This is a genomic window from Ferruginivarius sediminum (assembly GCF_003344765.1).
Classification (GTDB): domain Bacteria; phylum Pseudomonadota; class Alphaproteobacteria; order Kiloniellales; family Rhodovibrionaceae; genus Ferruginivarius; species Ferruginivarius sediminum.
This window is the reverse complement of the sequence record NZ_QPMH01000005.1, coordinates 162,673-184,830: the sequence shown is the minus strand read 5'-3', so window position 1 is coordinate 184,830 and position 22,158 is coordinate 162,673. Positions and strand designations below refer to the sequence as shown.

Annotated in this window: 27 protein-coding genes; 13 read left to right on the top strand and 14 right to left on the bottom strand. The window is 65.3% G+C overall.

Features of this window, described 5'->3' with window-relative positions:
• Positions 1–157 precede the first annotated feature (157 nt).
• Positions 158–331 (top strand): hypothetical protein, encoded by a 174-nt coding sequence (locus tag DRB17_RS20200; RefSeq protein ID WP_153242368.1) that lies wholly within the window; start codon positions 158–160, stop codon positions 329–331.
• Between the two features lie 209 nt (positions 332–540).
• On the opposite strand, the gene DRB17_RS07725 is transcribed toward DRB17_RS20200, so the two are convergent.
• Complete coding sequence (locus tag DRB17_RS07725; RefSeq protein ID WP_114581622.1) at positions 541–1,524, bottom strand: TRAP transporter substrate-binding protein; 984 nt, start codon at positions 1,522–1,524, stop codon at positions 541–543.
• Positions 1,525–1,720: 196 nt separating this feature from the next.
• On the opposite strand from DRB17_RS07725, the gene DRB17_RS07720 reads away from it, so the two are divergent.
• Positions 1,721–2,452 (top strand): sulfite exporter TauE/SafE family protein, encoded by a 732-nt coding sequence (locus DRB17_RS07720; protein ID WP_114581621.1) that lies wholly within the window; start codon positions 1,721–1,723, stop codon positions 2,450–2,452.
• A 90-nt stretch (positions 2,453–2,542) separates the two neighbouring features.
• Positions 2,543–3,028 (top strand): PAS domain-containing protein, encoded by a 486-nt coding sequence (locus DRB17_RS07715; RefSeq protein ID WP_114581620.1) that lies wholly within the window; start codon positions 2,543–2,545, stop codon positions 3,026–3,028.
• A gap of 163 nt (positions 3,029–3,191) precedes the next feature.
• Here DRB17_RS07715 and ahpD read toward each other — a convergent pair whose 3' ends face one another.
• The gene (gene ahpD, locus DRB17_RS07710) at positions 3,192–3,746 is read right to left on the bottom strand and encodes an alkylhydroperoxidase, AhpD family (protein WP_114581619.1); all 555 of its coding nucleotides are present in this window, start codon (positions 3,744–3,746) and stop codon (positions 3,192–3,194) included.
• Between the two features lie 81 nt (positions 3,747–3,827).
• Positions 3,828–4,367 (bottom strand): peroxiredoxin, encoded by a 540-nt coding sequence (locus tag DRB17_RS07705; protein WP_114581618.1) that lies wholly within the window; start codon positions 4,365–4,367, stop codon positions 3,828–3,830.
• 302 nt (positions 4,368–4,669) lie between these two features.
• Here DRB17_RS07705 and DRB17_RS07700 point away from each other — a divergent pair, with 302 nt between their 5' ends.
• Both DRB17_RS07700 and arsC read left to right on the top strand, forming a co-directional pair.
• On the top strand, positions 4,670–5,605 hold the full coding sequence (locus DRB17_RS07700) for a DMT family transporter (RefSeq protein WP_114581617.1): 936 nt from the start codon (positions 4,670–4,672) through the stop codon (positions 5,603–5,605).
• Positions 5,606–5,705: 100 nt separating this feature from the next.
• Positions 5,706–6,050 (top strand): arsenate reductase (glutaredoxin), encoded by a 345-nt coding sequence (gene arsC / locus DRB17_RS07695; RefSeq protein WP_114581616.1) that lies wholly within the window; start codon positions 5,706–5,708, stop codon positions 6,048–6,050.
• A gap of 45 nt (positions 6,051–6,095) precedes the next feature.
• Here arsC and DRB17_RS07690 read toward each other — a convergent pair whose 3' ends face one another.
• A complete protein-coding gene (locus DRB17_RS07690; RefSeq protein WP_161958739.1) occupies positions 6,096–6,725 on the bottom strand; it encodes a Crp/Fnr family transcriptional regulator in 630 nt (209 codons plus the stop codon).
• 291 nt (positions 6,726–7,016) lie between these two features.
• On the opposite strand from DRB17_RS07690, the gene DRB17_RS07685 reads away from it, so the two are divergent.
• A complete protein-coding gene (locus tag DRB17_RS07685; RefSeq protein WP_147274839.1) occupies positions 7,017–7,448 on the top strand; it encodes a hypothetical protein in 432 nt (143 codons plus the stop codon).
• 100 nt (positions 7,449–7,548) lie between these two features.
• Complete coding sequence (locus tag DRB17_RS07680) at positions 7,549–8,316, top strand: SDR family NAD(P)-dependent oxidoreductase (protein ID WP_161958738.1); 768 nt, start codon at positions 7,549–7,551, stop codon at positions 8,314–8,316.
• 21 nt (positions 8,317–8,337) lie between these two features.
• Here the strand turns inward: DRB17_RS07680 and DRB17_RS07675 are convergent, their stop codons facing one another.
• A complete protein-coding gene (locus tag DRB17_RS07675) occupies positions 8,338–8,970 on the bottom strand; it encodes a class I SAM-dependent DNA methyltransferase (protein WP_114581612.1) in 633 nt (210 codons plus the stop codon).
• Between the two features lie 127 nt (positions 8,971–9,097).
• On the opposite strand from DRB17_RS07675, the gene bmt reads away from it, so the two are divergent.
• Positions 9,098–10,183, top strand: a complete 1,086-nt coding sequence (bmt, locus tag DRB17_RS07670) for a betaine--homocysteine S-methyltransferase (protein ID WP_114581611.1) — start codon at positions 9,098–9,100, stop codon at positions 10,181–10,183.
• 17 nt (positions 10,184–10,200) lie between these two features.
• On the opposite strand, the gene mnmA is transcribed toward bmt, so the two are convergent.
• The 3 genes from mnmA to DRB17_RS07655 all read right to left on the bottom strand — a co-directional run bounded on the left by mnmA (position 10,201) and on the right by DRB17_RS07655 (position 13,636).
• Positions 10,201–11,334, bottom strand: coding sequence for a tRNA 2-thiouridine(34) synthase MnmA (gene mnmA / locus DRB17_RS07665; RefSeq protein WP_114581610.1), 1,134 nt, complete (start codon positions 11,332–11,334; stop codon positions 10,201–10,203).
• Positions 11,335–11,376: 42 nt separating this feature from the next.
• Positions 11,377–12,762: an alpha/beta hydrolase gene (locus DRB17_RS07660; RefSeq protein WP_114581609.1), complete on the bottom strand. Its 1,386-nt coding sequence runs from the start codon at positions 12,760–12,762 to the stop codon at positions 11,377–11,379.
• Between the two features lie 127 nt (positions 12,763–12,889).
• Positions 12,890–13,636: a DUF4197 domain-containing protein gene (locus DRB17_RS07655; protein ID WP_193725730.1), complete on the bottom strand. Its 747-nt coding sequence runs from the start codon at positions 13,634–13,636 to the stop codon at positions 12,890–12,892.
• A gap of 148 nt (positions 13,637–13,784) precedes the next feature.
• Between DRB17_RS07655 and DRB17_RS07650 the strand changes: the two genes are divergently transcribed.
• Positions 13,785–14,909 (top strand): pyridoxal phosphate-dependent aminotransferase, encoded by a 1,125-nt coding sequence (locus DRB17_RS07650; RefSeq protein WP_114581607.1) that lies wholly within the window; start codon positions 13,785–13,787, stop codon positions 14,907–14,909.
• An 11-nt stretch (positions 14,910–14,920) separates the two neighbouring features.
• Here the strand turns inward: DRB17_RS07650 and nthA are convergent, their stop codons facing one another.
• The 4 genes from nthA to DRB17_RS07630 all read right to left on the bottom strand — a co-directional run bounded on the left by nthA (position 14,921) and on the right by DRB17_RS07630 (position 17,018).
• Positions 14,921–15,556 (bottom strand): nitrile hydratase subunit alpha, encoded by a 636-nt coding sequence (nthA, locus tag DRB17_RS07645; RefSeq protein ID WP_114581606.1) that lies wholly within the window; start codon positions 15,554–15,556, stop codon positions 14,921–14,923.
• Between the two features lie 11 nt (positions 15,557–15,567).
• A complete protein-coding gene (locus DRB17_RS20835) occupies positions 15,568–15,864 on the bottom strand; it encodes an SH3-like domain-containing protein (protein ID WP_114581605.1) in 297 nt (98 codons plus the stop codon).
• Positions 15,861–16,193: an SH3-like domain-containing protein gene (locus DRB17_RS20830; protein ID WP_114581604.1), complete on the bottom strand. Its 333-nt coding sequence runs from the start codon at positions 16,191–16,193 to the stop codon at positions 15,861–15,863. The genes DRB17_RS20835 and DRB17_RS20830 overlap by 4 nt, the downstream gene beginning before the upstream one ends.
• A gap of 81 nt (positions 16,194–16,274) precedes the next feature.
• On the bottom strand, positions 16,275–17,018 hold the full coding sequence (locus DRB17_RS07630; RefSeq protein ID WP_114581603.1) for a sulfite exporter TauE/SafE family protein: 744 nt from the start codon (positions 17,016–17,018) through the stop codon (positions 16,275–16,277).
• 251 nt (positions 17,019–17,269) lie between these two features.
• On the opposite strand from DRB17_RS07630, the gene DRB17_RS19900 reads away from it, so the two are divergent.
• Positions 17,270–17,605: a hypothetical protein gene (locus tag DRB17_RS19900; RefSeq protein ID WP_147274838.1), complete on the top strand. Its 336-nt coding sequence runs from the start codon at positions 17,270–17,272 to the stop codon at positions 17,603–17,605.
• A gap of 205 nt (positions 17,606–17,810) precedes the next feature.
• Here DRB17_RS19900 and DRB17_RS07620 read toward each other — a convergent pair whose 3' ends face one another.
• The gene (locus DRB17_RS07620) at positions 17,811–18,668 is read right to left on the bottom strand and encodes a LysR family transcriptional regulator (RefSeq protein ID WP_114581601.1); all 858 of its coding nucleotides are present in this window, start codon (positions 18,666–18,668) and stop codon (positions 17,811–17,813) included.
• Positions 18,669–18,763: 95 nt separating this feature from the next.
• Here DRB17_RS07620 and DRB17_RS07615 point away from each other — a divergent pair, with 95 nt between their 5' ends.
• From DRB17_RS07615 to DRB17_RS07605, 3 genes are all read left to right on the top strand, one after another.
• Positions 18,764–19,141, top strand: a complete 378-nt coding sequence (locus DRB17_RS07615) for a tautomerase family protein (RefSeq protein WP_114581600.1) — start codon at positions 18,764–18,766, stop codon at positions 19,139–19,141.
• A 40-nt stretch (positions 19,142–19,181) separates the two neighbouring features.
• Positions 19,182–19,490, top strand: a complete 309-nt coding sequence (locus DRB17_RS07610; protein ID WP_114581599.1) for a glutathione S-transferase N-terminal domain-containing protein — start codon at positions 19,182–19,184, stop codon at positions 19,488–19,490.
• Between the two features lie 143 nt (positions 19,491–19,633).
• Complete coding sequence (locus DRB17_RS07605) at positions 19,634–20,728, top strand: fatty acid desaturase (RefSeq protein ID WP_114581598.1); 1,095 nt, start codon at positions 19,634–19,636, stop codon at positions 20,726–20,728.
• Between the two features lie 12 nt (positions 20,729–20,740).
• Here DRB17_RS07605 and DRB17_RS07600 read toward each other — a convergent pair whose 3' ends face one another.
• Positions 20,741–21,910, bottom strand: a complete 1,170-nt coding sequence (locus DRB17_RS07600) for a PqqD family peptide modification chaperone (RefSeq protein ID WP_206607813.1) — start codon at positions 21,908–21,910, stop codon at positions 20,741–20,743.
• Positions 21,911–22,158 lie beyond the last annotated feature (248 nt).

Below are 22,158 nucleotides of genomic sequence, written 5' to 3'. Positions count from 1 at the left end.
TTCGTTCCGGCTGGTGTCGGCAACTGGTCCGGCCCGCGGGCCGTTGCGCGGAAGACCGTTTGCGCTAAGCTAATGAATGTTGCCGCAAACGGCAAACGAACCGGCAATCCAGACGAACGTTTGCATGGACGGGCGAGCGACAAGCGAGAAATAGGCGATGGGCGAAGTCATCGATCTGGAGAAACACCGCCAAAAGGTGGCCCGCCGGAAGGCCCGGCGCGACGGGGCCGAGCGCAAGGAGCGCAAGACCGGCCCGACCTCCGATTCGGCCAACTCGGCGGGTAAGGGCGGGCCGGGCGAGCGCGACCCGGAGAAGACGCCGAAGAAATAGGCCCCGCGGGCAGCCCCCATCTTTCGGCCGCGAGCGTTCCGGGCGCGGCCTCCTTCGCCTTTTACCCGCTATCCGGCGTCGATTGCCGCATGCCCGAAATCGCCATTCGCCCTAACGGGCTTCCGGCCGAACGGATACCGGCGGATGGCACGCCATCCGCCGGTGAATAGCAGGGCATGACAGCCTGCGAACAGGCGCCGGAGACGACGCTATTCAGCGCGATAGCGCTTCAGGATTTCGCTACCGGCCTCGCCGGCCTTCTCCTGCCATTCCGAAGCCATCTTCGCGCCGATCTCCTGAAAGCCCTGCTGCAGCGTTTCCGACGGCTCGCGGTGAACGGTCATGCCGTTCTCTTCCAGCTTGTCCATCTGCTGGCGCGTTTCCTTCATGGACATCTTCCAGCCACGGTCCATGGCTTTCTCCGCCGCCTTCAGGACGGCGTTCCGTACCGACTCGTCAAGCCCCTCAAACGCGCGGGCATTCACCACGACGATGTTCTTCGGCAGCCACGCCTGCAGATGGTAGAAATGGTTGACGAAGTCCCAAGCCTTCGAGTTCACCCCTGTCGACGGCGAGGTCATCATGCCGTCGACGCGCCCTGTAGCGAAGGCCTGCGGAATATCCGGCACTTCGACCTGGGTGGGCACCATGCCGGCGAGCTGGGCCAGACGCTCCGTCGCGGTGTTATAGGCGCGGAAGGAGATTCCCTTCAGGTCGTCCATGCTCTCGATCGGCTCTTTCGTGTAAAGGCCCTGTGGCGGCCACGGCACCGTGAACAGGACTTTCAGATCCTCCGCCGCCAGAAGGTCCCGCACGGTCGGCTTCGAGGCCTGCCACAGCTTCATTGCCTGATCGTAGTCGGTGGCCAGGAACGGAACCGAGTCCACCTGGAAGACCGCGTTCTCGTTGGCCAGCCGGCTCAACAGGAACTCGCCGATCGGCGCCAGCCGGCTGCGCACCGCGTTCTTGATTTCCGGATGCTTGAACAGCGACCCGGCCGGATGAACCGTAATCTCCAGTTCGCCGTCCGTCATATCCGCAACATCCTCGGCGAACGCCATGATGTTCTGCGTATGGAAGTTCGGCTGCGGATAGGGGGTGGGCATGTCCCAGCTTGCCGCCTGGACCTGCCCGCCAGCCGCGATGGCGCCCGCCAGCGCCGCAACGGCCACAAGCCTTGCAACTGCTCTCATCGTGAATCCCTCCCTGTCTCGGCGTTTTTCGCTCTTGTCGGTGCGCCTGCGGTCTCATTGACGGCGGTCCGCAGCGCGGCCGAGTCGCAGCTTAACGCAACATGGGTGCCGATGACACTCGCCTCGAAAGCCCGTGAAAGGCAGCTATGCACGAGCTTCGCTTCCGGGGCATACGCCCCCGTGCTAGACGGCCGGCATGGATATGACCCTGGACTGGCAGTTCGCCGTTGCCGCGGCCGTCACGGCATTCGCCGGCATCGTGCGCGGCTTCGCCGGCTTCGGCTCGTCGATGCTGCTGGCGCCGTCGCTGTCGGCGCTCTACACGCCCGCCGTGGCGATCCCGATGCTGGGCATCATGGAACTGGGCGTCGCCGTGCAGCTTCTGCCAAAGGCCGTCGGCGCGGCGAAGTGGCGAACCGTCGGCATACTCGCCGCCGCGGCGGCGCTTGGCATTCCGCTGGGCGCCTACGCGCTGCGCACGGTTCCGGCCGAGATCATGCGGTGGACCATCTCCGCCGCGATCATTGCCGCGATATGCCTGATCGCGCTGGGCGCGGGGCGCAAGGGCGAGGCGCGGCTGCCAGGCACCTTGAGCGCGGGCGCGCTGTCGGGCCTGTCCGCCGGCGCGACCGGCATGGGCGGCCCGCCCATCGTCCTGTACTACCTTGCCGGACAGGACCCCGCCGCGGAGATCCGGGCCAGCCTGATCTGCTTCTTCATGCTGACGAGCATCATGCAGCTGGCCGCCTACGCCGCGAACGGCCTGCTGACGGTCGACAACGGATTGCGCGGCCTCGTCATGCTGCCCGTCTTCATCGTCGGCGCCTTCGCCGGCAGTCACCTTTTCGGCCAGACCCACGACCGGACGTACCGCCGGATTGCCCTCGCATTGGTGGCAATCGTCGCCGTTGTCAGCATTCTGGTGTAATAGGGATTCCAGGAACGTTAGGGGCATGTTAATTTAGGATTGTTGAACTGGAATCGGTTTTCGCGTTGAGGGTGTCGAGGGGGGACGCGGATGGACGACCGGACTGCGCCGAGCTTTGCCTGCAAGCGTCAGTCGCTTGCACTGGATTATTGGCAGCGCAAGTGCACGAACGGCCGCATTCCCTACTACAAGGCTTTCGACCCGATCGACGTGCCGCAACTGCTTCCCCACCTCGTCGTGCTCGACGTGCTGCGCTATCCGCTCGACTTCCGCTATCGGCTGATCGGCGATGAAATCCGTACGCACATGGGCCGCAACGTCGTCGGCCTGTGCATGCGGGAGGCTGGAATCCACATGGAAGACAGCGACATCTTCCGCCATGTACGCGAAGTGGCGGACAGCGGAGAGCCGCGCTTCTATTCCATGGATTGCGTCGGCTCTGACCGTTCCCGCGGTTGTCAGCAGGGGCTGACACTGCCTTTCACCGACCATGGCGAGCACGTCGACAAGATCATCGAGGTGCTGAGCTTCCAGTGGCACGGCTCCGCGATTCCCGACGAGCGCGCGACGGCTTGAATGCGCGCGAGGGGGGCCGTCGATTCATCGGGCTTCCGGACATTCTTCGTCACGGTCGCCGGCAGCTTCGCGGCGCTCGGACTATGAGGCACGTCGAAACGAGAACGGGCCGGCCCCCAGATTAAGGACCGGCCCGATCTTTCGCGGAGAGGACGAACGCTGTTCAGGCCGCGGCCCGGGTTTCCCCTTCGCCCAGGCTCTCCTCTGCCTCAAGCGTAACTGCGATTGCATGAACGACGGAGGCGATACGCACGGTCGCCTGAACCATCTCCTTGCTGGCGCCGCCCTTGAGAACCTGCTGCTCGTGCGAGTCGACGCACTTGCGGCAGGCGTTGATGACCGACACGGCCAGCGAGTACAGCTCGAAGTCGAGACGATCGACGCCGGGCTGCGCGATGGCATTCATGCGCAGGTTGGCCGGCATCTTCGCGTATTCCTCGTTCGAGGTGAGCGAGAGGAAGCGGTAGTAGACGTTGTTCATGGCCATGACGGCGGCGGCCGTCTTGGCGGCGTTCAGCGCGTTACCGGAAAGCTTCCGCCGGGCCTCCGCCTCGATGGCGGTGGTCACTTTGGGGTTGCGCGAGGCGATGGCGCTGGCAAGCGCCGCGCCCCAGACCTGCTGCTCGCTGAGGCCCGGCGCGCGCAGGACGTTGCCGAGGTTCAGCTTCAAGTCCTTGGCATAGCCGGGCAGCGCGCTCTTCAGGTTGTCGATCGACATGATGGCGGTCTCCCTCGATTGAGGCGAACGGATGGAAGGCGGCCGGGCAGCGGCCCTTGCCCTGCCCGGCCCACGCAAGGCTTACGCCGCTTCCAGCGTGTCCTCGCCCTTCTGCCAGTTGCAGGGGCACAGCTCGTCGGTCTGCAGCGCGTCGAGGATGCGGACAATCTCATGCGGGTTGCGGCCCACGCTGAGGTCGTTCACCGACACATGGCGGACGATGCCATCCGGATCGACGATGAAGGTCGCGCGCAGGCACACGCCCTCGGCGTCGTCAAGGATACCCAGCTCCTGGGAAAGCTCGCGCTTGATGTCGGACAGCATCGGGAACGGCAGGTCGCGCAGATCCTCGTGGCTGCGGCGCCAGTTCAGGTGCACGAACTCGCTGTCGGTGCTCATGCCCAGCACCTGCGCGTCGCGGTCCTGGAACTCCTCGTTCAGTCGGCCGAACTCGGCGATCTCCGTCGGGCAGACGAAGGTGAAGTCCTTCGGCCAGGCGAAAACGACCAGCCACTTGCCCTTGTAGGTATCGTTGGCGATATCGGCGAAACCGTCGTTGATGTCGTTCGACACGGCGGCCTTCAGGTTGAACTGCGGAAAAGGCTTACCGACCGTCAGCATGCGGAATGCTCCTTCAAGATTCTGGTGTCTGTCCCGTGGATCCCCCGGGGCGTGTCTCATGCTTTGAATTAGAGTAATTCTAATTCGCAGCTACTCGATAAATAGGGTGGTGCCGCACGGGCCGTCAAGAGGGTTTTGTGCAGCACAGCACATTTACGTGTGGCAACCGCACAAGCACTGCGGCGCACGGCACCCGCCATTCCCGCGATGCAGGGCAGCAATTCAAAGGCGCAGGTGGCCTTGGCCGCTACGCCCTCCTATCGTGTGCTTGTCTCGCTTAGACCGGAGCGACTGCCGTGAGCATGCCCAACGCGCCCAGCACCACTGCTCGCCGATCCCAGGTGGAGGTCGGCATGTTGCTGATGGCGGCGGCGATGCTGGCGGTTCCCGGCAACGATGCCATCGCCAAGCTGCTGTCCGCCAGCCTGGCGCCCGGCATGGTGGCCTGGGGCCGCTTCGTGTTCCAGACCACGATGCTGCTGCCCGTCGCGGTCGTCACGCGGCGGCGGCTGGGCGGACAGAGGCTGGGGCTGCATGCCGCGCGCGGCCTTCTTCTGGCCGGTGCGATCCTGACGATCTTCTGGGCATTGAAGTATCTGCCGATCGCCAATGCCATCGCGATCTTCTTCGTGGAGCCGCTGATCCTGACGCTGATGTCGGCCGCGCTGCTGGGCGAGCCCATCGGCTGGCGCCGCATTTCCGCCGTCGGCGTCGGGCTCTTGGGCGCCATGATCGTCATCCGGCCAAGCTGGGAGGCCTTCGGCTGGGCGGCCATCCTGCCGCTGGGCACGGCATTCTGCTTCGCCGGCTACCTGACGCTGACCCGCCACATGGCCGGGGAGGACGATCCGGTCGTGATGCAGGTCTGGACCGGCGTGTTCTCCACCATCATTCTCACCGTCGCCCTGCTGGCCGGCAGCGCCGTGGGAATTCCCGTGCTGACGGCGACCTGGCCAAGCGCCGGGCAATGGGCCGGTCTTGTGGTGCTGGGCAGCCTTGCCGGCACCACCCATGTCGTGCTGGCGCTTGCGTTCCGGCGGGCGCCGGCGGGAGTGCTGGCGCCGTTCCAGTACCTGGAGATCATCAGCGCGACACTGCTGGGTTATCTGATCTTCGGCGACTTTCCCGATGCGCTGACATTCCTCGGCACCGGCATCATTATCGCCTCTGGCCTCTACGTCTTCCATCGCGAGCGCACGCTGGCCCGGCGCGCGCCGGCTCTTTCGGACCAGCCATGACGCTTCGGACAGTCAAGGCATCGGCGCCCCTGGGCAAGCGGGTTGAACGGTTGTAAAAGACGCCTCCGGGACGTGGGCGAAGCAATCACCTGGAGGCGTCATGCGCATTACGATGTACCATAACCCCCGCTGCTCGAAATCGCGGGAGGCGCTGCAGCTTCTGCAGGACAGGGGCGTTTCCCCGCAAATCGTCGAGTACCTGAAGACCCCACCCGACGCCGCCGCGCTGCGCGACATCCTGGCGCGTCTCGGCCTTCGCCCTCGCGACCTGATGCGCACGAAGGAATCCGTCTACAAGGAACTCGCTCTGGCCGAGGTGGAGGAAGACGACGCCCTGATCCGGGCAATGGTCGAGAACCCCATCCTGATCGAGCGGCCCATTGTGGTAAGCGGCGACAAGGCCGCTCTCGGACGCCCGCCCGAGAAGGTGCTGGACGTGGTCTAGCGCGGGAGGACGCAGCTCGGAAAGCGGTGGGCTTATGTCCGGTTGCTAGAGCAAGGGCTTCGGCGACAGGAAGCGCTCGTGGAAGTGGCAGGTTTCCGTCAGTCTGTTGCGGTCCAGGATATAAAGCCGGCCGTGCGAGACTCGGGCCAGGCCATCGCGACTCATCTGCGCTAGAAGCCGGTTCACGGTTTCGGGACTTAGGGAGAGGACGTCCGCAACGTCGATCTGACGCAATGGGAACTCGCACACGCCGTTGCCGGCGGCATCGCGCCGCTCCATGCGCGAGTAGGTCTCGAGAAGGAAAAACCCCAGCCGCTCGAACGCGGTTCGCCGCCCGATGTTGGTGAGGTGCTCGTTCATCGCACTCTGCTCGTGCGCCAGCATCCAGCTCAGTTGCCAGCCATAGGTGGGCTGGCTCTGGAAAAGCTGCATCACGCTCTCTTGTTTGAACACGCAGAGCGACACCTCGGTCACGGTTTCGGCCGTGTGGTCGAGTTCGCTCGTCATGTCCGGCTGCACGCCAAATGTATCGCCTGGCAGCAGCACGTTCAGGATCTGCCGCTTACCGTTCTCCAGCAGCTTGAAGCGCAGGGCCCAGCCGTCGAACAGCGTGAAGACCAGTGACGGCGGGTCCCTCTCGGCATACACCGTGGTATCCGGTGGAAGGCGGCGCACACCCAAACGCGCCCCTTCGATCTCCGTGACTGCGCCCTTTGTCGCTTCCTTGAAATGATCCAGCGCCCGCAATGGACAGGAAGCGCAATGCGTGGGCGGTGAAGCAATCAGCCTACGCGGGTCGGTCCAGTCCACGTCACGCAATGGTAAGGCTTCTTCCAAGCACCGAGACTCTCCGCATCAATGCCGGCACCGCGCGCATTTGCTCTATATCATGCCCCCGATTGCCGTGGGTCAAAGGCAACTCGCACATGAACGGTATACTAATATAACCGCTTAATGAACACCGGAGTGGCGATGTTTCCGTCAAAGCATCGGAACAATATTGAGCTTTCCGCCAACGAAGTTCGGCTGCTGCGGGGCGTGCTCAACGGGCGCTCGATACCCCAGATTGCCGATTGCCTGAACGTGCCGCCCGAGGAGGTCGAGGCGCGGTTGCAGGCGCTTCTCCACACCAAGATACACTCGGGCAACCTTGAAAGGGCGGCGCCGCCCACCGGCGTGGAAACGGGCGCGCTACCCCGGGAGGAGACGGAGGACAAGCCGGGGATAGCTGAGTTCGCAGTTGAGGTGGACGGCGAGATCGTCGCATGGCTGACTCCATGCGATGGCGGTTTCATCTTCAGGTCGGCGGATTCGCGGACCATGCCGCTCGACCGCCTGAAATTCGTCGAGGCCGACGGCGCGCAGCGCGCAGCGCGCCGCCTGATAAGGGGCGGCTAGGCCAAGATTCCCCCGTGAAGGGCTTCCGCTCCCCTTTCCGATAGGCAATGGTTCGCTCCAGAACTGTCGGATCGTAACGCAAATGCGGGGGAACATCCTCATGCGCCTCAAGGACAAGGTCGCCTTCGTCACCGGCGGGGCCAGCGGTATCGGACGGGCGGTATGCGAGCGCTTCGCCGCCGAAGGCGCGGCGGTTGCCATCGCCGACATCGACGACCGGAAAGCGATCCAGGTGTCCGACTTGCTGGGACTGCGCAAGGCGCGGGCGATGGCGGTCGGCGTGGACGTGCGCGATGAAGAGGCTGTGGAGGCGGCCTTCGATGCGGCGGAGGCGTCGCTTGGCCCCATCGACATCCTGGTGAATTCGGCCGCCGTACCGCAGGTGGTGAAGTTCCTCGACCTCTCCGTCGCCGAATTCCGCCGGCTGATCGACACCAACCTGACGGGCACCTTCATTCCCGCCCACGAAGCGGCCAAGCGGATGGCGGCTCGTGGAAAGGGGCGTATCGTCAACCTGGGCTCCATCACCGGCCAGCGTGCGATCACCGGGCGCGGTGCCTATTCGGTGGCCAAGGGCGGCGTGCATCAGTTGACCCGCTTGATGGCAACGGAACTGGGCGACTATGGGGTGACAGTGAACGCCGTCGCGCCGGGCCCGGTGGACACGCCGCTTGCCCAGGCGATGCATGATGAGGCGACACGGCGCGCCTGGACCGGGCATCTGGCGGTTAAACGTTATGCTACGGTGGAAGAAATCGCCGCCGCCGTGCTGCACCTCGCCAGCGACGAGGCGGCGAGCACGACGGGGACGATCCTGAACGTCGACAGCGGCTTCAACGCCGTCGGCATGCTGCTGGACCTCGACTGATCCAGCAGGACCAGATCCGGGTTAGAGAACGCGATACGCAAAGGCGCGGCCCAGCGGCGCGTCCTTCTCCTTGGGCAGCGCGGCGAACTGCGGCGTCACCTCCAGAAGGCGCCAGCGGCCCTCGCGCTCCAGCCCCTCCTGCTTCGCCTTGAAGCCGGCCTCGTAAACCGGATTGGTGACGGTGAAAACCAGCGTGCCGCCGGGGCGCGTGACGCGCAGCAGCTCATCCAGCGACTCGGGGCCGGCATGCCCCGGCGTGAAGACGCCGACGGCCAGGGCACCCGCGTAGTGGCCATCCGGCATGTCGAGCGGATCGCCAAGCGCGCCCTGATAGAGCTTTCCGTAAACGCCCTTGGAATCGGCTACCTTCAGCATGCTTTCCGACAGGTCCAGCGCGTCCAGCCGGTCATAGCCGAGCAGGCTGAGAAGCTGGCCCATGATGCCGGTGCCGGCACCAGCGTCGAGCAGCGGCCCGTCGCCGGCAGGGATATGGCGGGCGGCCAGGGCCGCGCAGATGGAGGGGCTGATGTAGCCGAACGCCTGGACATCGGCCTCGTAGTCGCTGGCCCAGGTGTCGTAGCCCTTGCCAACCTCTTCCGTCGAGCCCGCCTCGTAGACGGCGCGAAGGCGTTGTTCCCGTGTCGTCTCGGTCAAATCGTTCCTCCTGGGTTGTTGACAGCCAATCTGGCTCTTTTGCTCGTTGGGCGCGCGCGCTAGTCTTGTGTGACGGCAACGTGAGAATTACATTGCCGACCGGCATTTACACGCAATAGGTGCGGCCGTGACCGATCTGCTGTCCCGCCTGCTGGCCGAGCGCCCGTGGCTGCTTGCCGACGGCGCCACTGGCACGAACCTCTTCGCCCTTGGCCTTGGCCATGGGGATTCGCCGGAACTCTGGAACGCCGATCACCCGGACAAGGTGCGCGCGCATTACCGCAGCTTCCTGGAAGCCGGGTCCGACATCATCCTCACAAATACGTTCGGAGGCAACCGTGAGCGGCTAAAGCTGCACGGCGGACAGGATCGCGTCTACGAACTCAACAAGGCGGCCGCCGAACTGGCGCGCGCTGAGGTTGGCAGGCTCGACCGGCCGGCGGTGGTGGCTGGGTCGATGGGCCCCACTGGCTCACTGTTCCAGCCGCTGGGCGAGCTTTCGTTCGAGGATGGCAAGGACGCCTTCGCCGAGCAGGCGGCGGGCCTGAAGGACGGCGGCGTCGACGTGCTCTGGATCGAGACGATCTCGGCGGTGGACGAATTGAAGGCGGCCGTCGCGGGGGCGGGAACCGCAGGCTTGCCGGTGGCCTGCACGCTGTCGTTCGATACCAACGGCCGCACGATGATGGGTGTGACACCGGACCAGCTTGCCCAAATCGTCCACGGGTTGGAGCCCCGGCCCATTGCTTATGGCGGGAACTGCGGCGTGGGCGCGTCGGAACTGGTGGTGGCGCTGCACAACATGGCCAAGGGCGCGGAGCCGGGCGATGTGCTGATCGCCAAAAGCAACTGCGGCATTCCGGAATGGCGCGGCGACCAGATTGTTTACACGGGGACGCCCGAGTTGATGGCGGACTACGCCTGTATTGCCGTCGATTGCGGTGCGCGCATCATCGGCGGCTGCTGCGGCACCACGCCGGAACATATCCGCGCCATGCGTGCCGCCCTGGAAGCGCACACGAAGGGCGAAGCGCCCAGCGTGGAGGAGATCGTCGCCCGCCTCGGCCAGATCTCGACAGGTGCCGAGCAGCAATCGCAAAACACCGGCCTGTCCGACCTGCCGGAAAGCGAATCGGCAAGTGCCGGCGGCCGGCGGCGCCGTAGCCGGCGCAGGGCCAGTGCTGGCCCAGAAGACGATACGCCGAAGTTCTGACCGGATAACCTGGAGTCTCAGGCGGCCTTGGCAGCCTCGGAAAGGCTGGCCGAATCGATCCAGCCGCCGCCCAGCACGCGCGCGCCGTCGTAGAACACCGCCGCCTGTCCCGGCGAGATGCCGTTCTGCGCGGTGTCCAGCACGATGGTGCCGGTGCCACCTTCGCCCGCGTAGACGGTTGCCGGCTGCGGCATCATCGCCGAGCGCAGCTTCACGCTTACCGGCACGCCCTGCCCGTCCACCGGTGCGGGGTAGAGCCAGTTGACCTCGCGCAGGTGGACGACGTCACGGGCCAGCGCGCGCTGCGGGCCGACGACGACGCGCCGCGCCTCGGGCTCCAGGCGCACGACGTACATCGGCTCGTCGAAGCCGCCGACGTTCAGGCCGCGGCGCTGGCCGATGGTGAAGTGGATGATGCCCTCGTGCCGGCCCACGACGTTGCCGGACATGTCGACGATTTCGCCTGGCTCGATGCTGCCGGGGCGCAGCTTCTTCACCACCTCGGCATAGGAACCCTGCGGGACAAAGCAGATATCCTGGCTGTCTGGCTTGTCCGCCACGGCCAAGCCCAACTCCTCGGCCAGGCGGCGCGTTTCCGTTTTCGGCCGTCCGCCCAGCGGAAAGCGCAGGAAGTCGAGCTGTTCCGGCGTGGTGGCGAAGAGGAAATAGCTCTGGTCCCGGCTGTCATCGACCGCGCGGTGCAGCTCCGGCCCCTGCGAACCGGCAACGCGCTGCACGTAGTGGCCGGTGGCAAGGCAGTCGGCGTCAAGCTCCCGCGCCGTTTCCAGCAGGTCGCGGAACTTCACCCGCTCGTTGCAGCGCACGCAGGGGATCGGCGTCTCCCCGGCCAGATAGCTGTCGGCGAAGTCGTCGATGACCGCCTGCCGGAAGCGGCTTTCATAGCCCAGGACATAGTGCGGCATGTCCAGGCGGTCGGCCACGCGCTTGGCGTCGTAGATATCCTGCCCGGCACAGCACGCGCCCTTCTTCGCCACGGCCTGCCCGTGGTCGTAAAGTTGCAGCGTGATGCCGACGACGTCATAGCCCTCGCGCTTCAAAAGCGCGGCCGCGACGGAGCTGTCGACGCCGCCGGACATGGCGACGACGACGCGCGTCTGCGAAGGATGCTTATCGAGGCCGAGGCTGTTCATGGCAGGCGGTATATAAGCAACCGCACGCCGCTGACAACAGGGCTATACCCCCGACGCATCGTTCAGGAGCGCCGCCATCCGCTGCACCGGCCGCTTATCCTGGTGCAGGCCGAGCGGTGTGGAGAAGTGGCCCCGGTTCACCACGAAAAGGCTGTCGCCGGGCACGCCCCAGCGCCGCGCCAGCGCCAGGCCGCCGGAATAAGGCGTCACGCTGTCGTGACTGCCCAGCAGCATGACGACCCGCTCCGCCGGCATCACCGGGTCGCCTTGCGGCTCCAGCAAGCCACGCCAGCGGGCCAGTTCCTCGTGCGTCCAGCCGCCGGCCCACAGGGCGTCCAGCAGGCCCAGCCCCTTCGGCAGCGCGCCCTCGAAACAGACTTCCAGCATGTCGCCGCTGGTGACGACCAGGAACATCACCTCGGGCTGCAACTCGCGCGGCCAGATGCGCGCGGCGGTGCCGACAAGCTGTGCCGTCAGCGCCCCCAGGCTCAACCCGCCGATGGCGACCGGCCCGCGGCTGGTCTGGCGCGCCCAGCGGATCAGGTGCATGATCTCCACGAGCCAGCCCTGCACCATGTCGATGTAGCCCTTGGGCGCGAAGGCCAGGGCCGGCTCGCCGCCGTGGTAGCCGGGCAGCATGCGCCGGCCGTGCCACGCCGCCTCGGGCCGCACCACCCGGATGCCGGCATCGCGGGCCAGTGCGTTCACGGGGTCCGACTGCGCGCGCCACATCTCCATCTCCATGCCGATGCCGTGGAGGTAGATCAGCGTCGGCGGATCCTTGCGCTCGCGCGGCGTATAGAGGCGGGCGCGCGCGGTGTCGCCCATCGGCGACGGCCACTCCAGCCAGCTGACGTCGCCGTAGCCGCCCTCGACGGGGTGCGATTGCCGGATATTCGGCTGCTCCGGCACCGGGAACGCTGCCTTCACGTTACGCAGGCGATGGCCGTGGGCGCTTTCCACGTCCTGCGGCGAGGTCACGTCGTAGGAGACGGGCGGCAGCTTGCGCGCCAGGCGCAGCGGGAAGACATAGGCGCGCACGGCCATCAGAGTCTGCGCCGCGCGCTCACGCTCCTCCTCGATCTGGGCCAGCTCGCCGGGGCCGGGGGCATGGGCGGCGAAGAACAGGTCTTCCCACCGTCTTGTGGTGTCCTGGTAGCGGGTCTCGGCACGCTGGGCGGCCTGCAGCAAGCGGTCGACGATGCCCCAGGGCAGGTCGCTCATCCCCAACTCCTCGACGAAGCGCTCGCGCGAACCGTCGGCCGCGCGCGCCGCCGCCCAGCCGCGCGAGATGGGGAAGAACCAGCGGGTGACCCAGCGGATGGTGACGCGATCGAACCACGGGCGCAGCAGGAACTGCCCCGGCCGCCCGCCCAGGAGCGGTATATCGACGGGCGGCGGAAGGCCGTCGCGCTTGCGCTTCGACATCGCGGCGTCTTGCGTCCTGCGGCTCGCCAAAACGGGCCTATTCGCTCAACCAGGTTGGTGAATGCCGACCACCGGCACGTTAGACCGCGCCGAACAAAAACGCCAGTTCAGCGAGCGCGCCACGGCGTCAGCTCCCGAAGACCTTCTTCAACAGGTCGGTGGTGCGCGCGGCTGGGTTCCCCCGGATGCGGGCCTCTTCCTTGCCCAGATAGTGGAAGATGCCGTCCAGCGCCTTGTCGAGGGTATAGTCGGTCAGGTTCGCCTTCGCGTCCGGCACGAAGGGAATCTGGTCGTACTGCCCCATCATGTCGTCGTAGGTCTGCACCGCACCGACCTGTGCAAGCTGGCTGTCGACGATGGGGCGCATCCGGCCCTTCAGCGGTTCCGACATGGTGCGGCGGAAATACTGCGTCGCCGCATCCTTGGGACCGTCCAGGATCTGGCGGGCGTCGTCCCAGGTCATCTGCTTGATGGCGTCGAAAAATACCGCCTTGGCTTCCGGCGCCGCCGCTTCGGCGGCGCGGTTCAGGCGAAGCTCCAGGTCGTCGGCCATGCTCGACATGCCGACCTGGCGCAGCGCCGACTGCACGGTCTTCAGCGATTTCGGCAACGGGATATGAATCTGCGGATCGGCGTTGAAGCCGTCCTCGACGCCCACCGTATTCACCGTGCGCTCGGTGGCGAAGCGCAGCGCCTCCTTCAAGCCGCCGGCGATATCCGAATCGGAGAGAGTGCCGGCGTCACCGCCACCGCCGCCGGATAGCCCTTCGACCGTTTCCCTGGCCTTATCCAGCCAGGATTGTGCCGCCGCGTCGGATGCGCTCGGCGGCACAAGGGCAAGCAGCAGCGCCGCCGCGATGATTGCTCGTCTCATTGGCAAGCTCCCAAGCCTTCGCCCGTCACGGCACGCCGCCAAGGCAAGTCTAGCAGCCCGGCGCAGGTGGAGCCATGACCGGCCTTGGCCGGGCGCGGGCGGCTCATTATGCTGCCGGCGGCTGACCAACGACCGGGAACGGATTGCCATGGCGGACCGCTACATCCCCTTCACCAAGGTGCTGCGCGACCTGCCGGCCAGCACGCCCTTCGTCGGGCCGGAGGCGCTGGAGCGCCGGACAGGCCGGGCGTTCCGCGCGCGCCTGGGTGCGAACGAAAGCTGCTTCGGCGTCTCACCGAAGGCCGCGGCGGCGATGCGCGAGGTCGCGGATCAGGTCTGGAAGTATGGGGATTCGGAAAGCTTCGACCTGCGCCGCGCGCTGGCCGCCAAGCACGGCATCGCCGAAGAGCAAATCAGCGTGGGCGCCGGCGTCGACGAGATCCTCGGCAACGTCGTGCGCCTCGTCGTCGAGCCGGGGACCACCGTCGTCACCTCGAACGGCGCCTACCCCACGTTCAACTACCACGTGGAAGGCTTCGGCGGCCGGCTGCACATGGTGCCGTACAAGGACGGCTATGAGGATCTCGACGCCCTCTTGGCCGCCGTCAGGGAAACCGGGGCGCCGCTGGTCTACATGTCCAATCCCGACAACCCCATGGGAAGCTGGCACGACGCCGCCACCATCAACGACTTCGTGCGGGCGCTGCCGGCCGGCACGCTTCTGGTGCTGGACGAAGCCTATATCGAGTTCGCGCCCCAGGCCGCCGCGCCGGCGATGGACCCGGACGACCCGCAGGTTGTGCGCATGCGGACCTTCTCGAAGGTGCACGGTCTTGCCGGCACGCGGATCGGCTATGCCATCGGCCACCGCGACCTCGTCACCGGCCTGGACAAGATCCGCAATCATTTCGGTGTGACGCTGGTGGCGCAGGTGGGCGCGCTGGCCTCGCTGAACGACCCGGACTTCCTGCAAGGCGTGATCGACCAGGTCGCCGAGGGCCGGCGCGACTATGAAAAACTGGCACGGCGCCTGGGTTTCAGGGCGCTACCGTCCGCGACCAACTTCGTCGCCATCGACGTCGGCGGCGCGGAACGGGCGCGCTTCCTCCTGAACGCTTTGCAGGACGAGGGCGTCTTCGTCCGCGTTCCGCCGGTCGCCCCGCTGAACCGCCACGTCCGCGTCAGCGTCGGCACGCCACGCGAACGCGCGATCTTCGCCGAGGCCCTGGAAAAGGTCGCAGCGGACATGCCGGCGGAAACTGAGGACGGCTGACCCTCCAGGCTTCATCTCGTCGCCTTCGCCCGTGCCACCCCGATCATGCTGTCGCGGGTGACGAGAGTGGCGAGGTCCTCCTCGCTCCAACCCTCCGTGCCTTCGGGGCGCATCGGGACCACGACGTAGCGCAATTCGGCCGTCGAATCGTGAACGCGGACCTCGACGTCGTCCGGGACCGTCGTGCCGAACTCGGCCAGGACCTTGCGCGGTTCGCGGACCAGGCGGCTACGGTAGCTGGCGCTTTTGTACCACGCCGGCGGACGGCCCAGCAGCGAGCGCGGATAGCAGGAACAGAGGGTGCAGACGACGACGTTGTGCAGGCGCGGCGTGTTCTCCAGCGCCGTCAATTCGGTGTAGCCCGGATCGAGACCCAGCGAACTGACCGCGGCCGCGCCGTCACGCAACAGCGCCGCCTTGAAATCCGGGTCCACCCACGCACGCGCCACGACCTTGGCACCGTGCGTTTCAGGACTGACGGCCTCTAGCTGTTCGATCATGGCGCGCATGTCGCCGGCGGTATAGACACCCTTCTCGATCAACAGCTCGTTCAGCGCCATACCCAGCAATTCGTAATATGACGTGGGCTCGGGATGGTCGGGCTGAAATGGGTGCGGATGGTCGTGGCCGTGATGCTCGTGCGCCATCGTTTCGGGTCCTAGTTTCTTGCCTCGACGGGGCGAAGCCAATGCTCGAAGATCTCGATTTCCAGCGTGTCATGCGCGGGGCCATTGTAATCCGGCCACAGGTCGCACTGGCGCAGGCGGACTCGATAGACTGTGCGTGGCGGACCGCCGTCGTTCCTATAGGCCAGGATCTCGGGCCGCCCGTGGGCCAGGCAAACTCGCTCCACCTCGCCGACCTTTCCCTTGACGTACGCCGGCGTGCGGTGGTGGCGCGGCTCGTAGCGGTCGTCGACACGCACCCGGTCGCCAACGCGGAATGCCGGTGTCATGCCCCGTCGCGCCCCCGCTCGCGAATCTGTGCGATGCGCTCGTCCAGTTCCTCTTGCGTCACCAGCCCCTCCATCACGCATTTGCGCGCGGATGAGGCCGCCCAGCGTTCGAAATAACTGAGACGTTGATAGACGTCCGGTCCCAGCGCCTCGATCCCCTCGCGAAGCTGTGCGGCGTCGCCGAAGATCTTCTCGCGGTACATGAGCCGGGTCATGGCATCAACCATGCGCTCCCACTGCGCGAGGTCATGCTCGCTTGGATCGACCGAATCGCCGTCAAGGCCGCCAAGATCCTGCGGGCCGATACGCCCCTGCGTGTCGTGCGGCATCGCTACCTCCGAAGTCTCCTGCCCAGGTGTTTCGGGGCCAGTGTTCGAGAATTCGCTTCGAAACGCAATAACGCCGGATCCTTACAAAAATGCCCTCACCGAGATATAGGCGCCCAGCAGCAGTAGACCGCACAGGAACATGCGGCGGAAAGCGGCCTCCGCCATATGGCGCCGCAGGCGCTGGCCCAGGGCGAGGCCGGCGAATGCCGGCGCCAGGGCCGCGACAGAGAGGCCGCCGATATCCGCCGTCCAGAGGCCGTGGCGGGCAAGCGCCAGGCCCAGGACGATGGTGGACACGCTAAACAGCAGCCCCATCGCCTGGATCAGCATGTCGCGGGGAAGGCCCAGCGCCTGCAGATAGGGAACGCCCGGCATGACGAACGACCCTGTCAGGCCAGTCAGCACGCCGTTCACGGCACCGACCGCGGGCGACGCCAGCACTTCCCACCTGCCCGGTGCCGGAATCGGCCGTGTCAGTAGCGCGAACGCGGCATAGACCACAAGTAGCACGCCCAGGACGCCCGAAAGCTGTTCCGGCCGCGCCGCCGCGGAGAACCCTGTCCCGAACCATATGCCCAGCCCGGCGGCCGCCAGCAACGGCCACAGCCGCCGAAAGATAACCGCGAAAGCACCGCCGGAGACCGCCTGCCATACGTTGGTGACGAGCGAGGGCACGAGCATCAGCGCCACCGCCTCTCGCACGCCGACGGTCGCGGTCAGCAGCGCCAGAGAGACAGTCGGCAAGCCCAGCCCGATGGCGCCCTTGACGAAACCCGCCAGCAGGAAGACCGCCGTGACGATGATCAATAGCTCGAACGACCACATGCCCCACCCGATCGTGTTCTAACGACACTTCTAGCATGTCTCAGCGTGTCGTTTGACCCGAAAATTACGGCGATGACGTTCAACTGGGGCGCGCGACCATCAGGCCCGGGGCGTCTCCTTGGCTGCACCATTAAGACACTGGAATGGCTGCAGGAAATAAGGTTCTAAGCTGAAAGGGTATCTCGCTTCGCCGTGCCAGCAGGTATACACTTGCAACCAGGGGCGCTGAAGCTGTCGAGGCGAGGTCGGCCATGGCGGTTACGGCTTTAAACAGGGCCTCTTTTCTCGCGGCATCCCTTGCAATGCCTTTGTTTGCCCTTCCAACAGCTCAAGCGGAATCGCCGCAAGACGAATGGCCGCCCGTAGGTCTTGCGCTGTCTTTGCGTGCAGACAACCTCGAGCAATTCGAACCCGAGACCGACGGTACTACCAACTTCGGCGGCACGCCCTACGATACTGGCGAAACCGACGGCAAGCTCGCGTTGGAACTGGCGTTCGACGACGACATCAAGCTGGTGATGCCGACGAAGCAGCTTCTGAAGGTGCCCAACAAACAGTTCATGTTCCAGCTTGAACTCGAGTTCTAGGGTCAAAACCCGATCACCGCATTGAACCAATGCTGCCAATCGGATTCACAGCCTGTATTGAAGCCCTTGGAGGTGACTTTGAGGAGGCTTGCAACATTCCAAAAGCGGTCGTGCAGACCGCTCTGTGCTTGTGCGGTCGCCAAATCCCCAAGGCGCCGTGCCCGTTTTCAATAATCATCCACGTCAATTTCGCTGGCAACGTTGGCTAGTCTCGCACCGCGCTCCTGAAGGCGGCCGAAAGCGCGGCAATCGCATCGCGCGGCGGGCTGTCGTTGACCCTTGAGTGAAGTACAACCGGCAAGCGCGGCAATTCAGGAAGCCCGAGCTTGGGGCCCACGTCAACCGCACCTAACGGCAGCATGCGCCGAGCCAGCGCAGCAACGCCAAGCCCGGCCATAACCGCCGCGGAGACCGCCGTAACACCGCCGCCGACGAATATTTCCGTCCAGGGCACGCCTGCTTCATCGAGAAGCTCCCCGGCCATGACACGGACGCCGCAAGGCTCTGGCATCGTGGCAACCGGCAGGGGTTCGCCCGCACGATGTTGCCAGCCTGTCGCTGCGAACCAGCCGAACTTCTCTTCGGTCAGAATTTCCCCGTCGCTTCGTCCGAAATGCCGGCGGACGATCACGGCGTCCAGTTCCCGCCGGTCGAAACTCTGAAGCAGGTCGCCCGACGATCCGATCCGGATCTCGACCAGAAGCTGCGGGTCTTGCGCGTTCATGCGCGCAATCAGCGCGGGAAGCTCCGGCCCCGCAACATGGTCGCTGATGCCAATGGCCAGGCGTTGGCGGGCTCCGGCACAAACCGCGAAAGCGCGATCATGCACCTCCAGGAGTTCACGGGCGTGTTCAAGGAAGGCCGCGCCCTGCGCTGAAAGCTCCACGTGCCGGGGGGTCCTTTGGACAAGTCGACAGCCGAGCCTCTCTTCGAGCCGCTTCAGCTTCAAGCTGACCGTGGATTGCGTCGTCTGCGCGGCTTCCGCCGCGCGCGTGAAGCTGCCCAGTTCGGCGATGCGGACAAAAGCCTGGACCGCATCCAGATCAAGGGGACGTTCTATCATTTAGAATCTCAATTTCTAATATCGTTTCCCATTGTATATCAAAATAACTTAGCGGCACCTAGTGTGAAGCCGGAACAACCTGGAAAGGATCCACGATGCCGCTCTTGCACATCTCAATGCGTGCCGGAAAGCCGGAGGCCTTCAGGCAGGCGATTCTCGACAATCTTTACCGGGCGTTGCGCGAAACGTTCGACGTGCCCGAAGACGACCAGTTCATGACGATCACGGAGCATGACGCTGCGAACTTCCGTTACGGCGCCGCCTTCGGCGTCGATCGCAGCGACGATGTCATCTACATCCAGATCACCGTGTTCGATACGCGCACAGCGGAACAGAAAAAGGCGCTGTTCAAACGTATAGCGGGACTGCTCGGTGAAAGCCCCGGCATCCGGTCGGAGGACGTGTTCGTGAATATCGTCGAAACGGCGAAGGAGAATTGGTCCGTCGGCCACGGCCTGGCGCAATTCGCCTGACGTGATGCGACAGCATTGACGGGGTAAGAAAGGAATTCCGATGCTGGTGCTCTACGAGTTCGGGCTGTCGCCCTTCGCGCAGAAGGTGAAGATCGCGCTGCGCGAGAAGGGCATTGCGTTCGAGCGGCGCAACGGCCTCAAGGGAGAAGGCGCCGAGGAGGTGCGGCGCCTCAGCCGGCGCGGCGAAGTCCCGCTGCTTTTGGACGGCAAGGCGATGGTTACGGTCCGGAGCGGCAGCGCCCGCCGCCAGATGCGCGATCACCGTCTCGACTGGCTGTTACGGGCCGGCGGCGCGCCGATCCTGGAAGCGCGGATGGCCGCCGACAACGTTCGGTTCGCAGTGGTCTGAGGAGGCTCTGGTTGAGTCTCGACCCTGAGTCCGCGCCGCGCAATTTCGTCGTTTGAACGTTGCCCCCACGTGCCGTTTGGCTCAAAATCCTTACCCCGAATATGAGCTGGTGAACCCTCCAACGACAGGGGTAGAGCGAGGCGATGCCGGATGGGCAGGCAGCCGTACGCGGACGCAAGGCTGGGACGCCTTCGACGTGGCTCACCAAGGGCGAGCGCGCCGAGTTCACGCGGCTCTCCCTCGCTCGCGGCGTAGGGCTGCTGGCCCTGTATTTCGTCCTTTACTACGCCACGATGGTTGGAGCCGTTGCCGAGCTGCCGCTGATCGTCAATGCGCTCCTCGGTGTGTTGAACGGCGCGATGATCGGGATGATTTTCATCATCGGCCACGACTGCGCGCACTGCGCCTACGTGCCCGGGCGGCGGCTGAACTGGTGGCTGGGGCGGCTGGCATTCATCCCCTGCGCCCATTCGATCAGCCTATGGGACGTCGTGCACAACAAGACGCACCATGCACGCACCAACCTGAAAGGCTTTGACTACGTCTGGGCGCCGATGTCGAAGGCGGAATACGACGCCCACGGTCCCATCAGGCGTTTCATGGAGCGCGTCTATCGCGGGCCGCTGGGGCCGGTCGTCTATTACTATCCGCAGTTCTGGCTGTCGCGCCTGCTGCTGCCGCTGGCACCGGACTCACGCTGCGAGTGGCGGCGGCATGTATTCGATTCGATCTTTGTGATCACTGCCCTGGCAGCCACCATCGCGCTCGTGGTGTCGCTGGGCCGCTGGCTGGCGCCGGAGCGGCCGACGTGGCTGGTGCTGCTGCTCGGCTGGGCGGTGCCGTATGCCGTCTGGAACTACCTGATGGCGTTTTCCATCTACATCCAGCACACCCACCCGCGCGTACCCTGGTTCGACAACGAGGCGGAGTGGACCTTCTACAACGGCAATATCCGCGGCACGACGCACGTGGAGTTGCCGAAGTTCACGACCCTGCTACGCGACGTGCACGAACATCCCGCCCACCACGCCCTACCGTCGGTCCCCGTCTACAAATTGCCGGAGGCGGAATCCCGGCTCCTGCAAGCTTTTGGCGCAGATGTGGTAAAATACCGCATGACGCCGTCCGCGTACCGCGAGGTCTACCGCGCCTGTAAGCTCTACGATTTCCGCAACCACGTCTGGACGGACTTCGACGGCATGCCGACAAGCGCACGCACCCTGCCCGCCGAGGCATGATCTGGATGCCGGCTATCTTGTTTCGAGGAAACCGTCGAGCGCTTGCCTGAGGGCGTCAGGCGAGCCATAGGTGATCTGCACCGACGGGGTTGAGCCGATCCAGTCCACGAGGCGCTCAACATCCTCATCGGAAATGGTCGCCACGCGCACCCACTCGCTTGCCAGGCGCTGTAGCGCCTCTGCGGGGGGAACCGTCTCAACGGCCGTTTCGCTGTCCTGGCGGTACCGGGGAAAGACAATGGCGTCGATGCGCCTGCCGTGTCCGATCCGCCCCGGCGTCAGATAGCGCAGGCGCGTGCCATCCATGCGGACGTGCTCGCTCTGATCCGCCAGATCGGGGAAGAAGGCGGCGATCCGGGACACATGCTCGGCCTTTACCGCCAGCGGAACGGGAAAGCCGGTGGCAGCCAGCGTTTCGCGCTCCAGCGCGACAACATCGTCCGACATGTATGCCGCCCCGACCGACAAGAGGGCGGCCGTGGTCGTCGTCTTGCCGCTGCCGCTATTGCCCGGAATGAGCACGGTGCGCCCCTGAAACGCCACCAGGCCGGCGTGGAACGCGACGAAATCGACGCTGGAGCGGTACCAAACCGAAAACAGCAGCGTGACGAGCCCAGGCAGCAGCTCCCGCGGCGATTCGCAAGTGATGCCGGTAGCGCTGTCGAGGATGAGGCGCAGCCCGTCCGCCTCGCTGACGACGTCCACGGTATGGTCGGCCGGACGGTCGCCTGTTGCCAGGTGAGACAGCATGCCGGCAATCGCCTCATGCTCCCGCTGCGACGTGCAGGAAATTCGGACCACCGCCGAGCCGAGCCGATAGCATGCGGATGCAGCCACGTCGCCACGACGTGCGGGCTGGGCGGGCAGCACGTGGAGGTCGAACTCCGGCTCCTCCGCCTCAAGAGCCCGGCTTACCCCATCGAGGAAGGCATCAACGTATTCCCGGGCAGCCGGCGGCGGAACCGCCATCAGCTCGCGCAGCTCGTCCACACAACTATCGGGCGACACGCCTGCGGCGACCCGCGTCCAGATGTAGCCAGCGGTCGGGTTCAATACCATCAACTTCTGTGCCGACGGCACGAATGCGATGGCGGCATCCCCGAGACGATACAGGCGTCCTTCGCGAAACGCCTGCGGACCTTGGACTGTTGCGACCGCATCCGGCATTCGCAGCACACTCATGCGTCCATATCCGCCGATTCATAGGATAGTGATTTCACCGCCGATCATCTTGCAATGACATATCACAGCTACAGGAAACGCTGCGTCTTCCCGCACCCAACCACCAACTGTGCTATGCCAACGATGATCGCGTCTTAAAGCGCTCGCCGCACGCCGACCGTGAGATGTCGGGCGTTCGCACGTAATCACGCCGGCGAAAGGCCGTTCAGGAGTTGTTCCAAGGCGGCCCGCCCCGGCGCCCCGGCGGT

What these genes read in the sequence shown, in the direction of transcription:
- DRB17_RS07680 (WP_161958738.1), top strand. Translation starts at nt 7,549, where the DNA reads ATGCGCCTCAAGGACAAGGTCGCCTTCGTCACCGGCGGGGCCAGCGGT.
- DRB17_RS07720 (WP_114581621.1), top strand. Translation starts at nt 1,721, where the DNA reads ATGGATATGACCCTGGACTGGCAGTTCGCCGTTGCCGCGGCCGTCACG.
- DRB17_RS07660 (WP_114581609.1), bottom strand. Translation starts at nt 12,762, where the DNA reads ATGTCGAAGCGCAAGCGCGACGGCCTTCCGCCGCCCGTCGATATACCG.
- ahpD (WP_114581619.1), bottom strand. Translation starts at nt 3,746, where the DNA reads ATGTCGATCGACAACCTGAAGAGCGCGCTGCCCGGCTATGCCAAGGAC.
- DRB17_RS07605 (WP_114581598.1), top strand. Translation starts at nt 19,634, where the DNA reads ATGCCGGATGGGCAGGCAGCCGTACGCGGACGCAAGGCTGGGACGCCT.
- DRB17_RS20835 (WP_114581605.1), bottom strand. Translation starts at nt 15,864, where the DNA reads ATGACACCGGCATTCCGCGTTGGCGACCGGGTGCGTGTCGACGACCGC.
- mnmA (WP_114581610.1), bottom strand. Translation starts at nt 11,334, where the DNA reads ATGAACAGCCTCGGCCTCGATAAGCATCCTTCGCAGACGCGCGTCGTC.
- DRB17_RS19900 (WP_147274838.1), top strand. Translation starts at nt 17,270, where the DNA reads ATGGCGGTTACGGCTTTAAACAGGGCCTCTTTTCTCGCGGCATCCCTT.
- DRB17_RS07725 (WP_114581622.1), bottom strand. Translation starts at nt 1,524, where the DNA reads ATGAGAGCAGTTGCAAGGCTTGTGGCCGTTGCGGCGCTGGCGGGCGCC.
- nthA (WP_114581606.1), bottom strand. Translation starts at nt 15,556, where the DNA reads ATGGCGCACGAGCATCACGGCCACGACCATCCGCACCCATTTCAGCCC.
- DRB17_RS07655 (WP_193725730.1), bottom strand. Translation starts at nt 13,636, where the DNA reads ATGAGACGAGCAATCATCGCGGCGGCGCTGCTGCTTGCCCTTGTGCCG.
- arsC (WP_114581616.1), top strand. Translation starts at nt 5,706, where the DNA reads ATGCGCATTACGATGTACCATAACCCCCGCTGCTCGAAATCGCGGGAG.
- DRB17_RS07615 (WP_114581600.1), top strand. Translation starts at nt 18,764, where the DNA reads ATGCCGCTCTTGCACATCTCAATGCGTGCCGGAAAGCCGGAGGCCTTC.
- DRB17_RS07650 (WP_114581607.1), top strand. Translation starts at nt 13,785, where the DNA reads ATGGCGGACCGCTACATCCCCTTCACCAAGGTGCTGCGCGACCTGCCG.
- DRB17_RS07700 (WP_114581617.1), top strand. Translation starts at nt 4,670, where the DNA reads ATGCCCAACGCGCCCAGCACCACTGCTCGCCGATCCCAGGTGGAGGTC.
- DRB17_RS07715 (WP_114581620.1), top strand. Translation starts at nt 2,543, where the DNA reads ATGGACGACCGGACTGCGCCGAGCTTTGCCTGCAAGCGTCAGTCGCTT.
- DRB17_RS07630 (WP_114581603.1), bottom strand. Translation starts at nt 17,018, where the DNA reads ATGTGGTCGTTCGAGCTATTGATCATCGTCACGGCGGTCTTCCTGCTG.
- DRB17_RS07610 (WP_114581599.1), top strand. Translation starts at nt 19,182, where the DNA reads ATGCTGGTGCTCTACGAGTTCGGGCTGTCGCCCTTCGCGCAGAAGGTG.
- DRB17_RS07600 (WP_206607813.1), bottom strand. Translation starts at nt 21,910, where the DNA reads ATGAGTGTGCTGCGAATGCCGGATGCGGTCGCAACAGTCCAAGGTCCG.
- DRB17_RS07620 (WP_114581601.1), bottom strand. Translation starts at nt 18,668, where the DNA reads ATGATAGAACGTCCCCTTGATCTGGATGCGGTCCAGGCTTTTGTCCGC.
- DRB17_RS20830 (WP_114581604.1), bottom strand. Translation starts at nt 16,193, where the DNA reads ATGCCGCACGACACGCAGGGGCGTATCGGCCCGCAGGATCTTGGCGGC.
- DRB17_RS07705 (WP_114581618.1), bottom strand. Translation starts at nt 4,367, where the DNA reads ATGCTGACGGTCGGTAAGCCTTTTCCGCAGTTCAACCTGAAGGCCGCC.
- DRB17_RS20200 (WP_153242368.1), top strand. Translation starts at nt 158, where the DNA reads ATGGGCGAAGTCATCGATCTGGAGAAACACCGCCAAAAGGTGGCCCGC.